The 13139-nt window shown below is 34.8% G+C and carries 13 protein-coding genes; 8 read left to right on the forward strand and 5 right to left on the reverse strand.

The window, feature by feature from the left end:
* The first annotated feature begins 4 nt into the window (after positions 1–4).
* The 6 genes from DMA14_RS20820 to DMA14_RS20845 all read left to right on the forward strand — a co-directional run bounded on the left by DMA14_RS20820 (position 5) and on the right by DMA14_RS20845 (position 7844).
* Positions 5–463 (forward strand): MarR family winged helix-turn-helix transcriptional regulator, encoded by a 459-nt coding sequence (locus DMA14_RS20820; RefSeq protein ID WP_111288579.1) that lies wholly within the window; start codon positions 5–7, stop codon positions 461–463.
* Between the two features lie 36 nt (positions 464–499).
* Entirely contained in the window at positions 500–2890 is a 2391-nt protein-coding gene (locus DMA14_RS20825) for a 3-hydroxyacyl-CoA dehydrogenase/enoyl-CoA hydratase family protein (RefSeq protein ID WP_111426425.1), read from the forward strand.
* 50 nt (positions 2891–2940) lie between these two features.
* Positions 2941–3294 carry a four helix bundle protein gene (locus tag DMA14_RS20830; protein WP_012026719.1) on the forward strand — a complete coding sequence of 118 codons (354 nt, stop codon included), beginning with the start codon at positions 2941–2943 and terminating at the stop codon, positions 3292–3294.
* 58 nt (positions 3295–3352) lie between these two features.
* Positions 3353–4534, forward strand: a complete 1182-nt coding sequence (locus tag DMA14_RS20835) for a thiolase family protein (protein WP_111426426.1) — start codon at positions 3353–3355, stop codon at positions 4532–4534.
* A 179-nt stretch (positions 4535–4713) separates the two neighbouring features.
* Complete coding sequence (locus DMA14_RS20840) at positions 4714–6519, forward strand: acyl-CoA dehydrogenase family protein (RefSeq protein ID WP_111426427.1); 1806 nt, start codon at positions 4714–4716, stop codon at positions 6517–6519.
* Between the two features lie 308 nt (positions 6520–6827).
* Positions 6828–7844, forward strand: coding sequence for a glycoside hydrolase family 18 protein (locus tag DMA14_RS20845; protein ID WP_238990013.1), 1017 nt, complete (start codon positions 6828–6830; stop codon positions 7842–7844).
* Positions 7845–7893: 49 nt separating this feature from the next.
* Here the strand turns inward: DMA14_RS20845 and DMA14_RS20850 are convergent, their stop codons facing one another.
* The 4 genes from DMA14_RS20850 to DMA14_RS20865 form a co-directional block, all read right to left on the reverse strand.
* Positions 7894–8385, reverse strand: a complete 492-nt coding sequence (locus tag DMA14_RS20850; RefSeq protein WP_111426429.1) for a hypothetical protein — start codon at positions 8383–8385, stop codon at positions 7894–7896.
* Between the two features lie 82 nt (positions 8386–8467).
* Entirely contained in the window at positions 8468–9364 is an 897-nt protein-coding gene (locus tag DMA14_RS20855) for a transporter (RefSeq protein ID WP_238990014.1), read from the reverse strand.
* Between the two features lie 62 nt (positions 9365–9426).
* Positions 9427–9945: a DUF4251 domain-containing protein gene (locus tag DMA14_RS20860; protein ID WP_111426431.1), complete on the reverse strand. Its 519-nt coding sequence runs from the start codon at positions 9943–9945 to the stop codon at positions 9427–9429.
* A gap of 4 nt (positions 9946–9949) precedes the next feature.
* Entirely contained in the window at positions 9950–10378 is a 429-nt protein-coding gene (locus tag DMA14_RS20865; RefSeq protein WP_111426432.1) for an META domain-containing protein, read from the reverse strand.
* 213 nt (positions 10379–10591) lie between these two features.
* Between DMA14_RS20865 and DMA14_RS20870 the strand changes: the two genes are divergently transcribed.
* Both DMA14_RS20870 and DMA14_RS20875 read left to right on the forward strand, forming a co-directional pair.
* A complete protein-coding gene (locus tag DMA14_RS20870; RefSeq protein WP_008468500.1) occupies positions 10592–11119 on the forward strand; it encodes a superoxide dismutase family protein in 528 nt (175 codons plus the stop codon).
* Between the two features lie 109 nt (positions 11120–11228).
* Positions 11229–12431, forward strand: a complete 1203-nt coding sequence (locus DMA14_RS20875; RefSeq protein WP_111426433.1) for an LETM1-related biofilm-associated protein — start codon at positions 11229–11231, stop codon at positions 12429–12431.
* A gap of 43 nt (positions 12432–12474) precedes the next feature.
* On the opposite strand, the gene can is transcribed toward DMA14_RS20875, so the two are convergent.
* The gene (can, locus tag DMA14_RS20880; protein WP_111288601.1) at positions 12475–13110 is read right to left on the reverse strand and encodes a carbonate dehydratase; all 636 of its coding nucleotides are present in this window, start codon (positions 13108–13110) and stop codon (positions 12475–12477) included.
* Between the last annotated feature and the right edge of the window lie 29 nt (positions 13111–13139).

Raw genomic sequence — 13139 nt, forward strand, 5'->3', positions numbered from 1 at the left:
ACCTATGAAAGACAAAACGATAGATTATATTTTGAGAGCTACATGGCAGGCTGTTTCAAGAATGTATAACGAAGAAGCTGCTAAATACGATGCAACAATGGCGACAGGGTTTGCTCTCTTAAGTATGGATAAGGAAGAAGGAACTCCATCAACCGCTTTAGGTCCGAGAATGGGCATGGAAGCAACCAGCTTGACAAGAACACTTAAATCTATGGAAGAAAAAGGTCTAATTGTTCGCAAAAAGAACCCAAGCGACGGCAGAGGTGTTTTGATTTACCTGACCGACTTTGGAAAAGAAAAGAGAGATTTATCTAAAAATACCGTTCTAAAGTTTAATGAAACCGTTAGAAAACATGTCTCGGAAGAAAAACTGAATCATTTTATCGAAGTTTCTGAAATCATAAATGAACTGATTCACGATAAAAACATATTTAATCAAACAGAAAACACAGAAAAAGAATAATATTCTTTTCCTCCTATAAACAAATAGTAACAAATTATGAAACGCACAATTAAAAAAGTTGCTGTAATTGGATCCGGAATTATGGGTTCAGGTATAGCTTGTCATTTTGCTAACATTGGTGTCGAAGTTTTACTTCTTGACATTGTACCGCGTGAATTGACCGAAGCTGAAGCTAAAAAAGGGTTAACACTTGAAAGTAAAGCCGTTCGTAACCGTGTGGTAAACGAACATTTGGCGAATTCATTAAAATCGAAACCATCTCCTATTTACAGTCAGAAATTCGCAAATAGAATTACGACTGGAAATACGACAGATGATATGGCAAAAATTGCTAATGTTGACTGGATTATCGAAGTTGTTGTTGAGCGTTTAGATATCAAAAAATTGGTTTTTGAACAAATCGAGAAATTCCGTAAACCAGGAACTTTAGTTACTTCAAACACTTCTGGTATTCCAATTCACTTTATGAGTGAAGGAAGAAGCGAAGATTTCCAACAGCACTTCTGCGGAACTCACTTTTTTAACCCTGCGCGTTACTTAAAATTATTTGAAATTATTCCTGGTCCAAAAACTTCTACTGAAGTATTGGATTTCTTAAACGAATATGGATCTAAATTCTTAGGAAAAACTTCGGTTGTTGCTAAAGATACTCCGGCGTTTATTGGAAACAGAATTGGGATTTACGGAATCCAAAGTTTATTCCACTTGGTAAAAGAAATGGGATTAACGATTGAAGAAGTTGATAAATTGACTGGACCAGTAATTGGTCGCCCAAAATCGGCTACTTTCCGAACGGTTGACGTTGTTGGTTTGGATACTTTGGTACACGTTGCCAATGGTATTTACGAAAACTGCCCGAATGACGAACAACACGAATTGTTCAAACTTCCTGATTTCATCAACAAAATGATGGAAAATAATTGGTTAGGAAGTAAAACTGGACAAGGTTTCTACAAAAAAGTAGATAAAGATATTCTTTCTTTAGACTTAGATACATTAGAATACCGCGCTGCAAAAAAAGCAAATTTTGCAACTTTAGAATTAACTAAAACTATCGATAAACCAATCAATCGTTTTAAAGTTTTAGTAAAAGGAACAGACAAAGCAGGAGAATTCTACCGTAAGAGTTTCGCCGGAATGTTTGCTTACGTGTCAAACAGAGTTCCTGAAATTTCAGACGAATTATATAAAATTGACGATGCCATGAAAGCTGGTTTTGGATGGGAAAATGGTCCATTCGAAATCTGGGATGCTATTGGTGTTGCCAAAGGAATTGAAATCATGAAAGCTGAAGGTTTAGAGCCTGCTGCATGGGTTACTGAAATGTTGGCTTCTGGAAGCGATAGTTTCTATACTGTAAAAGAGGGAGCGACTTATTTCTATAACATTCCAACAAAATCGCAAGTAAAAGTTCCTGGACAAGATTCATTTATTATTCTGAACAACATTCGCGAAAGCAAAAAAGTTTGGAGCAACAGTGGCGCAATCATTCAGGATTTAGGAGATGGAATTTTGAACTTAGAATTCCAATCTAAAATGAATACAATTGGTGGCGACGTACTTCAGGCTATCAATAAAGCAATTGACTTATCTGAAAAAGAATATCAAGGTTTAGTTATTGGTAACCAAGCAGCGAATTTCTCTGTTGGAGCTAATATCGGAATGATTTTCATGATGGCGGTTGAGCAGGAATACGACGAATTGAACATGGCAATTAAATTGTTCCAAGATACAATGATGCGTGTTCGTTACTCTTCTATTCCAGTTGTGGTTGCCCCTCACGGAATGACTTTTGGCGGTGGATGCGAAATGAGCTTACACGCTGATAAAGTGGTTGCTGCTGCAGAAACTTACATGGGATTAGTTGAATTTGGTGTTGGAGTTATCCCTGGTGGTGGTGGTTCTAAAGAAATGACTTTAAGAGCTTCAGATTTATTCCGCAAAAACGATGTGGAATTGAATGTTCTTCAAGAGTATTTCTTGACAATCGCAATGGCTAAAGTTTCGACTTCTGGTTATGAAGCTTTTGATACTGGACTTCTTCAACATGGAAAAGACATTATCGTAGTAAACAAAGATCGTCAGATTGCTGAAGCTAAAAAACATGCTTTGTTAATGGCTGAAGCTGGTTATACGCAACCAATCAGAAGAAACGATATTAAAGTTTTAGGAAAACAAGCTCTTGGAATGTTCTTAGTCGGAACTGACCAAATGCAGGCTGGAAAATACATTTCTGAGCACGACAAGAAAATCGCTAACAAACTGGCTTATGTAATGGCTGGTGGTGATTTATCTGAAGCAACTTTAGTATCTGAACAATATTTATTAGATATCGAACGTGAAGCTTTCTTATCTCTTTGCACGGAGAGAAAAACATTAGAAAGAATTCAATACATGTTGACTAAAGGAAAACCGCTAAGAAATTAGTATTTTGAGTATTAAGATCTGAGTATTAAGTATTAAGATTAAAAAGAATTATGCATCAATTTGAAAAGTTGAAAATCTGGCAGAAAGCTATGGATATAACTGAAAATGTATATAAAGTTTGTTCAGAATTACCCTCAGATGAGAAATTCAACTTAATAAGTCAAATAAAAAGATGTGCAGTATCTATTCCTTCAAATATTGCGGAAGGCTCTGGTAGAAATTCCAATAATGAGTTTGCTCATTTTTTAGGAATTGCAAATGGTTCGACTTATGAATTAATCACTCAATTAATGATTTCAAAACGTTTGAAATTAATAGCTGAAGAAAAAATATCAACTATAATAAATGAATTAGTAGAAGTCAGCAACATGAATTTTGCGCTTCAAAGATCTCTAAAAAAATAATAACTATATCGATTGGCAGTCTTAATACTTAATACACCAATCTTAATACATTTTATAAATGAAAACAGCATATATAGTAAAAGCTTATAGAACAGCAGTTGGAAAAGCTCCAAAAGGTGTTTTTAGATTTAAAAGACCTGATGAATTAGCTGCAGAAACGATCCAGTTTATGATGGACGAACTGCCTAATTTCGACAAAAAACGAATCGACGATGTTATGGTAGGAAATGCCATGCCAGAAGCAGAACAAGGTCTTAACGTTGGACGTTTGATCTCTTTAATGGGATTAAAAGTGGAAGATGTTCCTGGTGTAACTGTAAACCGTTACTGCGCATCTGGATTAGAAACTATCGGAATGGCAACTGCTAAAATCCAATCAGGAATGGCAGATTGTATCATCGCTGGTGGTGCAGAAAGTATGAGTTATATTCCGATGGGAGGTTACAAACCAACTCCAGATTATAAAGTTGCTGCAGCAGGTCACGAAGATTATTACTGGGGAATGGGTTTAACTGCTGAAGCGGTGGCTAACCAATACAAAATCTCAAGAGAAGATCAGGATGAGTTTGCGTACAACTCTCATATGAAAGCTTTGAAAGCGCAGGCAGAAGGAAAATTTGACAAACAAATCGTTCCAATTACTATTGAGCAGACTTTCATCAACGAAAATGGTAAAAAAGAAACAAAATCATACGTTGTAAACAAAGACGAAGGACCAAGAGCAGGAACTTCTAAAGAAGCTTTAGCAGGTTTAAGACCAGTTTTCGCTGCTGACGGAAGCGTAACTGCTGGTAACTCTTCTCAAATGAGCGACGGTGCAGCATTCGTTTTAATTATGAGCGAAGAAATGGTAAAAGAATTAAACCTTGAGCCAATTGCACGTTTGGTAAACTTTGCTTCTTCTGGTGTTGAGCCAAGAATTATGGGTATCGGTCCTGTAAAAGCAATTCCAAAAGCTTTGAAGCAAGCGGGATTAACATTAAACGATATCGAGTTAATTGAGTTAAACGAAGCTTTTGCTTCACAAGCTTTAGCAGTAACCCGCGAATTAAACATAAACCCAGAAATCGTAAACGTAAACGGTGGAGCAATCGCTTTAGGTCACCCTCTAGGATGTACAGGCGCTAAACTTTCTGTTCAGTTATTTGATGAAATGAAACGTAGAGGTAACAAATACGGAATCGTTTCAATGTGTGTGGGAACTGGGCAAGGTTCTGCGGGGGTTTACGAAGTATTATAAGTATTATCAAGTAAAGTATACATATAGTTTGTCATTTCGACGAAGGAGAAATCTTCACGAGAAACTCGACAAAGATTGGAATCTCGATGTAGAGCTACTTGCGGAGATTTCTCCTTCGTCGAAATGACAAGATTGTGTACAAAAACCATAAATAAAAAACATACAAAAAAACATTAGCAATGGCAGATACAATCCAAAAAAACGTGACTCGTGGCGGTCAGTTTTTAGTTAAAGAAACAAAATGCGAAGATATCTTCACACCAGAAGATTTCTCGGAAGAGCAGTTAATGATGCGTGACTCTGTAAAAGAGTTCGTTGACAAAGAATTATGGGCGCATAAAGATCGTTTTGAGAAAAAAGATTACGCTTATACAGAATCATCTATGCGTAAAGCTGGAGAACTTGGACTTCTTGGAGTTGCGGTTCCAGAAGAATACGGCGGATTAGGAATGGGATTTGTTTCTACAATGTTGGTTTGTGACTACATTTCTGGAGCAACAGGTTCATTCTCAACTGCTTTTGGTGCTCATACAGGAATTGGAACTATGCCAATTACACTTTACGGTACTGAAGAACAAAAGAAAAAATACGTTCCGAAATTGGCTTCTGGAGAATGGTTTGGTGCTTATTGCTTAACTGAGCCAGGCGCAGGATCTGATGCTAACTCAGGAAAAACTAAAGCTGTTTTATCTGAAGACGGAAAATACTACTCTATCACAGGTCAAAAAATGTGGATTTCGAATGCAGGTTTCTGCAGTGTTTTCATCGTTTTTGCTCGTATTGGAGATGATAAAAATATTACAGGTTTCATCGTAGAAAACGATCCTTCAAACGGAATTTCTATGAATGAAGAAGAGCATAAATTAGGAATTCGTGCTTCTTCTACTCGTCAGGTTTTCTTTAACGAAACAAAAGTTCCGGTTGAAAACATGTTGTCTGAAAGAGGAAACGGTTTCAAAATTGCAATGAATGCCTTGAATGTTGGTCGTATTAAATTAGCTGCGGCTTGTTTAGATGCTCAAAGAAGAGTTACTTCTGGAGCTGTAAAATATGCTAACGAAAGAATTCAGTTCAATACTTCTATTTCATCATTTGGAGCTATCCGTTCTAAATTAGCTGAAATGGCGACTAATGCTTACGCTGGGGAAAGCGCTTCTTATCGTGCAGCAAAAGACATCGAAGATAGAATTGCTGCTCGTGAAGCGGAAGGAACTTCTCACCAAGAAGCAGAATTAAAAGGTGTTGAAGAATATGCTATCGAGTGTTCTATCTTGAAAGTAGCGGTTTCTGAAGACGTTCAATCTTGTTCTGATGAAGGAATTCAGATTTTTGGTGGAATGGGATTCTCTGAAGATACTCCAATGGAAAGTGCTTGGAGAGATGCTCGTATCGCTCGTATCTACGAAGGAACAAACGAAATCAATAGAATGCTTTCTGTAGGTATGTTGATCAAAAAAGCAATGAAAGGACACGTTGATTTACTTGGACCAGCAATGAAAGTTCAAGAAGAATTAATGGGAATTCCATCTTTTGATACACCAGATTTTTCTGAATTATTCTCTGAAGAAAAAGGAATCATCGCTAACCTTAAGAAAGTTTTCTTAATGGTTGCAGGAAGCGCTGTTCAAAAATACGGTCCAGAATTAGATGCTCACCAACAATTATTGATGGCAGCTTCAGATATCTTAATCGAAATCTACATGGCTGAAAGTACAATTTTGAGAACTGAAAAATTAGCAAAAGCTCAAGGCGAAGACAAAGTTCAGGAGCAAATTGCAATGGCAAAATTATACTTATACAAAGCGGTTGATATTGTAAACTTAAGAGGAAAAGAAGGAATCGCTTCTTTCGCTGAAGGTGACGAGCAACGTATGATGTTAATGGGACTTAAACGTTTCACTAAATACACTAACCTGCCAAATGTTGTGGCACTTAGAGAAAAAATTGCAGCAAAATTAGTAGCAGAAAACACTTACTGCTACTAATTTCAAAATAGTTTTTAGCTTTTAATTTGTTATAAACCCGCGCAAGTCCGAAACTGCGCGGGTTTATTTTTTCTGATATTTTAGGTGAAAGATATTTCTTATTTGTCGCAATATTTTTGCAGTTATTTGCAAAATATTTGTTAAAATTAGCTTTCAGATTCATGCAGAATAGTTAAACATCAAATGGATTACAGTATATTTAACATTCTAAAACTATAAAAAACAAAATAATGAAACAAATTAACCTAATTGCATCATTTTTATTGTGCTTTTGCTTTGCTACTACCTTCGCTCAAAAGAACAAAAAAATGGACATTATTGCTTATTACACTGGCGATTCTCAACTTATTGATAAATATGAAGTTGAAAAATTAAACCAGATTATTTTTAGCTTTTGCCATTTAAAAGATGGTAAATTAAGTGTCGATTCTGCAAAAGATTCTATCACAATAAAGCATTTAGTTTCGCTTAAAGCAAAAAATCCGCAACTTAAAATCGTTCTATCACTTGGTGGCTGGGGAGGCTGCGAACCTTGTTCTCAGGCATTCTCAACTGCTGAAGGTCGCTTAAAATTTGCAAAATCAGTAAAAGAAGTAAGCGATTATTTTAAAGCTGACGGTTTAGATTTAGATTGGGAATACCCATCAATTGAAGGTCTTCCTGGGCATTTGTACCAACCTGCTGATAAACCTAATTTTACTGAATTGATTAAAATATTACGTTCTACTTTAGGTAAAAAATATGAATTAAGTTTTGCTGCAGGAGGTTTCCAAAAATGTTTAGATGAATCTATAGATTGGAAAGCTGTTGCTCCTTACGTAAACCGCATTAATATTATGAGTTACGATTTAGTAAACGGATATTCAAAAGTTACTGGGCACCATACTCCATTATACAGCACAAATCCGAAAGAAGAATCTACAGATAGAGCTGTTGAGTTTTTATTAAAAGCAGGCGTTCCTGCTGAAAAATTAGTAATTGGTGGTGCATTCTATACTAGACAATGGAAAAATGTAGAGAATATCAACAACGGATTGTATCAGGCAGGAGAACATTTTCAAGGTGTTGACTTTAAAAACTACGCTACAACATACACAGAAGCAAACGGCTGGAAATATTTTTATGATGAAAAAGCTCAAGCACCATATTGGTACAATGCTTCGACTAAAACTTTTGCAACATCAGATGATTTAAAATCTATAAAAGCAAAAGCTGAATACGCAAAAGCTAAAAAATTAGGAGGAATTATGTTTTGGGAACTTACTCTAGATAGTTTCCGTGACGGAATGGTAAATGAAATTTACAAAGTTAAAACTGAAAAATAAAAAAAAGAGGGAATCAAATTGATTCCCTCTTTTTTTATAGATGAATATTTTACATCATTTTAGTCTTATTTTTATCCATTTCACCAATAAAAGGAATAGCTTCCAAGATTTCGCTTCTAATTATAGTTTGAAGATAAACCTCAAGTTGAATAAACTTCGCTGCATTTATTGACCCAATTGCTTTTTTCGCCTGATTATAAGTTTTAGAGTAAAGCTTCTCATAGTCAACATGATTTTTTAAAGTAGCTTTTGCCAATTCATCCGCTTTTGCATCAGTTAAAGTTTCATAATTAGCTGCATAATCATTTAGCAATTGAAACTTTGTCTGCCCTAAAGCTTTTCGGGAGGTTTCATAATCGTCGTACACTTTAGTAAAAGCTGCCGCTTGAGCATCAGATAAATTCATATACTGTTTTACCAGGTCAGCTTTAGATTTTCCATAAACACTTTGTACTACTTCTAAATCTTCTTTATAAGAAGACTGCGCATAAGATGAAAACGAGGCTGCCGCCATGATAAGAATAAGTCCTAATTTTTTCATAGTTTTAATTTTAAATTTGTTTTTAAAAATATATGCATACTCAAATATACTGATTTTAAACACATTAAATCATAATCATGTTTTAAAAGAAAGAATATTGGTAAACTGCTGATAAGGCATAGTAATTTAGTCCGTTGTTGGTATATGCTCCAATATGATATTGAAATCTAATAGACTGCCCCTTTGCAATTGGAGTAGAAAAAGTTCCTCCTACTCGCCAGTTATCAATCTGGCTATCATCTGAAACTCCATCAGTAATAGTTCGTCCTCCAAAAAACCAAGTCGTATTGAAACCAACCCACATTTGGTTTTTAAAATAATAGCTTGCATGCGCTTGAAGGCTATAGGTTGGTTTTTGCTCCAATTTTTTTCCTAGATAGTCGTTATTATCCGTATAAAACCACATTCCGCCATAGGCCTCGGCATAAACATGGGCAAACCTTTTCGATACCCCTATTTCAGGCTTAAAAGCCCAGCGGTTTGTTCCAATATTTACTTGTTTATCGCCATAATACCTTCCTGTTGGGATTGAAGTAACCAAACTAACTCCAAGAATTGTTTTTTGCTCAAAACTTCTGAATTCAGATTTATCAAGTGCAGGAGAACCTAATAAATTAATTCCAAAACGCACTTTCATATCTGCAAAACCAGTTCTTGAGCCAGTAACCAGCTGATCACTAACTACAGCAGATCCATCCATAAACGTAAAAGGTAGCGCTACCTGTACACGAGCCAGTTTATCTGCCATCCCAAAAGTTCTAATATAATTTACAGCCATGTTGTGGCTTTGAAGTGTAAAATCTTTTATGGGTAGAGAAGGATCTGTCAGCACATTCCCATTCATAAAAACATAACCTGCAGCAATTACATTTAAACCTTTAGGAACATTTGCATAGACTCTGGGTTCCAAATCCTGACCAAATACGCTGCACACACCAAAAAAGAAAAACAAAACCGAAAACTGCCACTTTAATAACAAAAAAAAGATTCTTACCATATAATACTCAGACGAATTTGTGACAAGTTTAGTATTGAATTATATCATTGTTTCTCTGCTGTTTTTGGAGCATATACTACTCCATCATAACTAATTGGACCTCTATTATTACTACTCACAGAAAGTGTTGTGCTTCCGTTATAAAAGATAGAAAACGTTAAATCGTACACATCACTGGCTCCTCTTACTGTTGCTTTTAGAATGGTATTATTCTTTTTGCTTTCGACTCTAACATTTTCAGGTTTTCCTTCAAATTTTATTCCGCCATCAGTACTGTATCCAACATTATAACCACGTCCAAAAAAAGGAAGATCACAAGTTGTGTTATCAATTTTAAACTTTAAAAAATAAGTATTATAGTCCAACTGAATCAATCTACCGCCTTGAGGCGTTGCCTTTTGTGCTTCAAAAACAAAATTTTGACTATTTATAATCGCTTTGATTTCATTTTGTTTCTTGAGTTCTCTTTCTTGTTTAAGTTCTTTTTTTGTTTTTTCCTGTCCAGAAACCGAAAAACTAACAATACTTAGTAAGAACAGTAAAACAGACATCGTAGTTTTCATAACATCATTTTTTAGTGAAGCGCATCATGGCAATATCCCCAGAAATAAAGTTTAAAGTCTTACCATCATCTGTTATATCGTAAGAAGTTATTTTTTGAAGTGTACTCAAATAAGTTTGTTCACCTTGCAATCCATCCAAACACATCATTTTGGTTACTGCCATTGGCTGAGTAAAATCGATTTTGTTGCCATCAATAACCAATTTTCCTGAGTATGTATTACAGCTCGCATTACCAGAAACCTGAGTTGCTTTGGTATCAAAGTTTATTGTTGGTTTTTTATTTGGGTATAATCCATCAAAAGTAATTCGTGGTCCAGAAATGTAATTCAGCTCCCAAGTTCCATCAAGTTTAGAAACTGAATCTGTTTTTGCGCATTTGCAGGAAATTAAAAACGAACTAAAAAAAACGAGGGTAAAAATCTTTTTCATCATAACATTAAGGATTAAATGTGAGCGAATTAGACAAATGGCTTTCAGAAATTATTCGTTAAAAACCTATACGAATTTAAACAATATTTTCGGTTTTTAACTCAATCAATATCAAATTATAACGTATAGTTTGACTTTTTTTTAACTTTTAGAGTTAATCAAATCCGTTATTTTATGTTAAATTTACTTAATCTTTAACTAAAAATGCCCGTAGATATGAAAAAACTAATTGTTTCTTTCGCTATAATTACAGCCTTAATCATTGGCTGTAAAACAAATAATAAATCAAATGATGCTAAAACTCTGACTGTTGCATTAGAGCCAAAAAGCAACAGTAAAGTAGCTGGAACTGCTACTTTTGTTGAAAAAAATGGCAAAGTAACTTTTACAGCAAAAATCACAGGATTAGAGCCAGGAGTTCACGCAATTCACATTCATGAAAAAGCAGATTGCAGTTCTGCAGACGGAAGTTCTGCTGGAGGACACTGGAATCCGACCTTCAAAAAACATGGAAAATGGGGAGTTGGAGAATATCATAAAGGCGATATTGGAAACTTTACCGCTGATGCAAAAGGTAACGGATCTATCACTTTAACTACCGACGAATGGTGCGTTGGATGTGGAGATTCTAACAAAGATGTTCTTGGCAAAGGTTTAATTGTACATGCTGGAACAGATGATTTTACCACTCAGCCAACAGGAAATGCAGGAGGAAGAGTTGCTTGCGCAGGAATCATTAAATAAGAAAAATTTGAATAACCGCTATTTTTAACAAAATCTAGCGGTTATTTCATTTTAAAATGAATCCTAAAACAAGAAAAAGACATAGCTTTGCATCAGCAAAATAAAGTCAATGATTAACCCATCAGCACCAGGCTGGATCGATAAGTTTTTTAGTGAACAGAAGTTTTCAGAAGCAATTCCTTTTGAAACAGTGGATTCGTTTTACTATAAAGTGAGAGAAACGGGTTTTATTTACGGCCATATTATTGCTATTGATTCTCAAATTCCGATTCCAATTAAGGGGTGGTTTAAAACCGAAATTTCAAAAGTAGCTTTACTTAATACACTCTATCATGTTTTTTGTTTAGAGAAAAGAAATTCGGAACCTAAAAATTTTATTTCTGAAGTTTTAAAGTTTTACAAACAGATGAATCCAGAAGGATTTAATTTGTTTAAAATTTTATTGCCAAAAGACACTCCTTCTCTATCTCTAGAAAATATTATTGATCAGAGAGTTCAAACCAATGACAGTATCATCAGTAAAAACTTTTCACATTTGGTAACGAATGCTCTTTTGTTTATTGATGTTTTAGCTTTCAGACAATATTTGGAACATGGAGAAATTCCTGAAAAATATTTAAAGAGAATAGAAGAAACAGTTCTAGGAATTGTTGGTTTGGCTTTAAAAACCAAAACTGTAAAATCGCAGCACGACGATCTTTTAATCAAACTTTTTGAAGCTTCTATACGTTATTCAAAATTTTCAAAAGTCACTGTAGAAACTTTAGAAACTTTGAATCTTGATTACTTTAAAAACAGACTTGAACAATATTATCTGATTGACATGGCCGGAATGGCCTTGTGGAGCGATGGTGTAGTAGAAAACGAAGAATCGTATTTTCTATATGCATTAGGATCAACAATGGGAGTTCCTGATGATTTTGTGACCAAAAGTATGGACACAACCAACACTTTTATCACCACACATAAAAAGAAGATTCCATACTTTAATTATTCAAATCCTGTCAAACATTTTTATGATCAAATGACACACAGTGTGGTCAAATTAATCATACGAAATAAAAACAGACTGATTAAAGAAATCGTTCAAAGCAAAGAATTAATGGTACTTCTCGCCTATTCTACAACGAGAGATTTGGATGCGAAGGAAAAGAAAAAGGTAAAAAAACAGCTTTTAGACATTTGTAAAACCATTCCATCTCTGACCATATTTTTACTTCCTGGAGGAAGTTTATTACTGCCGATATTGATTAAGTTTATTCCAACAATGCTTCCATCGGCATTTAATGAGAATTTAGACGAAAACGAATAAAAAAAAATCGCCCTTTTTCAAGGGCGATTTCTATTTCTATCTATTAAAGATCTAATTGGTAAACTTCATCAAGTTCATCATTCGAAGCGATGTTTACATCTAAATCGGTTACAAAACCTGAATTTAATCCGTAAACCCATCCGTGAAGCATTAAATCTTGACCATTTTTCCAAGCATTTTGTACAATAGATGTTTTTGCTAAGTTGTAAACCTGTTCTTTAGTATTGATTTCAACAAAAGCATTAAAACGCTCTTCTTCATTCTCAATAGAATTCAAGTATTTATCATGCAGACGGTATTCATCTTTAATATGACGTAACCAGTTATCGATAATTCCAACAGACTGATGTCCCATTGCAGCTTTAACACCACCGCATCCGTAGTGTCCGCACACAATAATATGCTTTATTTTTAAAACATTTACAGCATAATCCAAAACACTAAGCATGTTCATATCAGAATGCACAACCATATTGGCAATGTTACGATGAACAAATACTTCTCCTGGTTTTGCACCAACAATTTCGTTAGCAGGAACACGGCTGTCAGAACATCCAATCCACAATAATGGTGGTGATTGTCCTTTTGCTAAATCAGCAAAATAGTTAGGATCTTTTGCCAATGACGTTTCTACCCACTTTTTATTGTTCTCTAATAACTGCTCATAAAATTTTCTCATTTTTTTATTTTTTTGTGTGGTAATTTCTA

The sequence above is a fragment of the Flavobacterium sharifuzzamanii genome, assembly GCF_003254585.1.
GTDB classification, from domain to species: domain Bacteria; phylum Bacteroidota; class Bacteroidia; order Flavobacteriales; family Flavobacteriaceae; genus Flavobacterium; species Flavobacterium sharifuzzamanii.

Bases quoted from the DNA above. Each gene is read 5' to 3' on its own strand.
- DMA14_RS20820 (WP_111288579.1), top strand. From the start codon at position 5: ATGAAAGACAAAACGATAGATTATATTTTGAGAGCTACATGGCAGGCT.
- DMA14_RS20825 (WP_111426425.1), top strand. From the start codon at position 500: ATGAAACGCACAATTAAAAAAGTTGCTGTAATTGGATCCGGAATTATG.
- DMA14_RS20830 (WP_012026719.1), top strand. From the start codon at position 2,941: ATGCATCAATTTGAAAAGTTGAAAATCTGGCAGAAAGCTATGGATATA.
- DMA14_RS20835 (WP_111426426.1), top strand. From the start codon at position 3,353: ATGAAAACAGCATATATAGTAAAAGCTTATAGAACAGCAGTTGGAAAA.
- DMA14_RS20840 (WP_111426427.1), top strand. From the start codon at position 4,714: ATGGCAGATACAATCCAAAAAAACGTGACTCGTGGCGGTCAGTTTTTA.
- DMA14_RS20845 (WP_238990013.1), top strand. From the start codon at position 6,828: ATGGACATTATTGCTTATTACACTGGCGATTCTCAACTTATTGATAAA.
- DMA14_RS20850 (WP_111426429.1), bottom strand. From the start codon at position 8,385: ATGAAAAAATTAGGACTTATTCTTATCATGGCGGCAGCCTCGTTTTCA.
- DMA14_RS20860 (WP_111426431.1), bottom strand. From the start codon at position 9,945: ATGAAAACTACGATGTCTGTTTTACTGTTCTTACTAAGTATTGTTAGT.
- DMA14_RS20865 (WP_111426432.1), bottom strand. From the start codon at position 10,378: ATGATGAAAAAGATTTTTACCCTCGTTTTTTTTAGTTCGTTTTTAATT.
- DMA14_RS20870 (WP_008468500.1), top strand. From the start codon at position 10,592: ATGAAAAAACTAATTGTTTCTTTCGCTATAATTACAGCCTTAATCATT.
- DMA14_RS20875 (WP_111426433.1), top strand. From the start codon at position 11,229: ATGATTAACCCATCAGCACCAGGCTGGATCGATAAGTTTTTTAGTGAA.
- can (WP_111288601.1), bottom strand. From the start codon at position 13,110: ATGAGAAAATTTTATGAGCAGTTATTAGAGAACAATAAAAAGTGGGTA.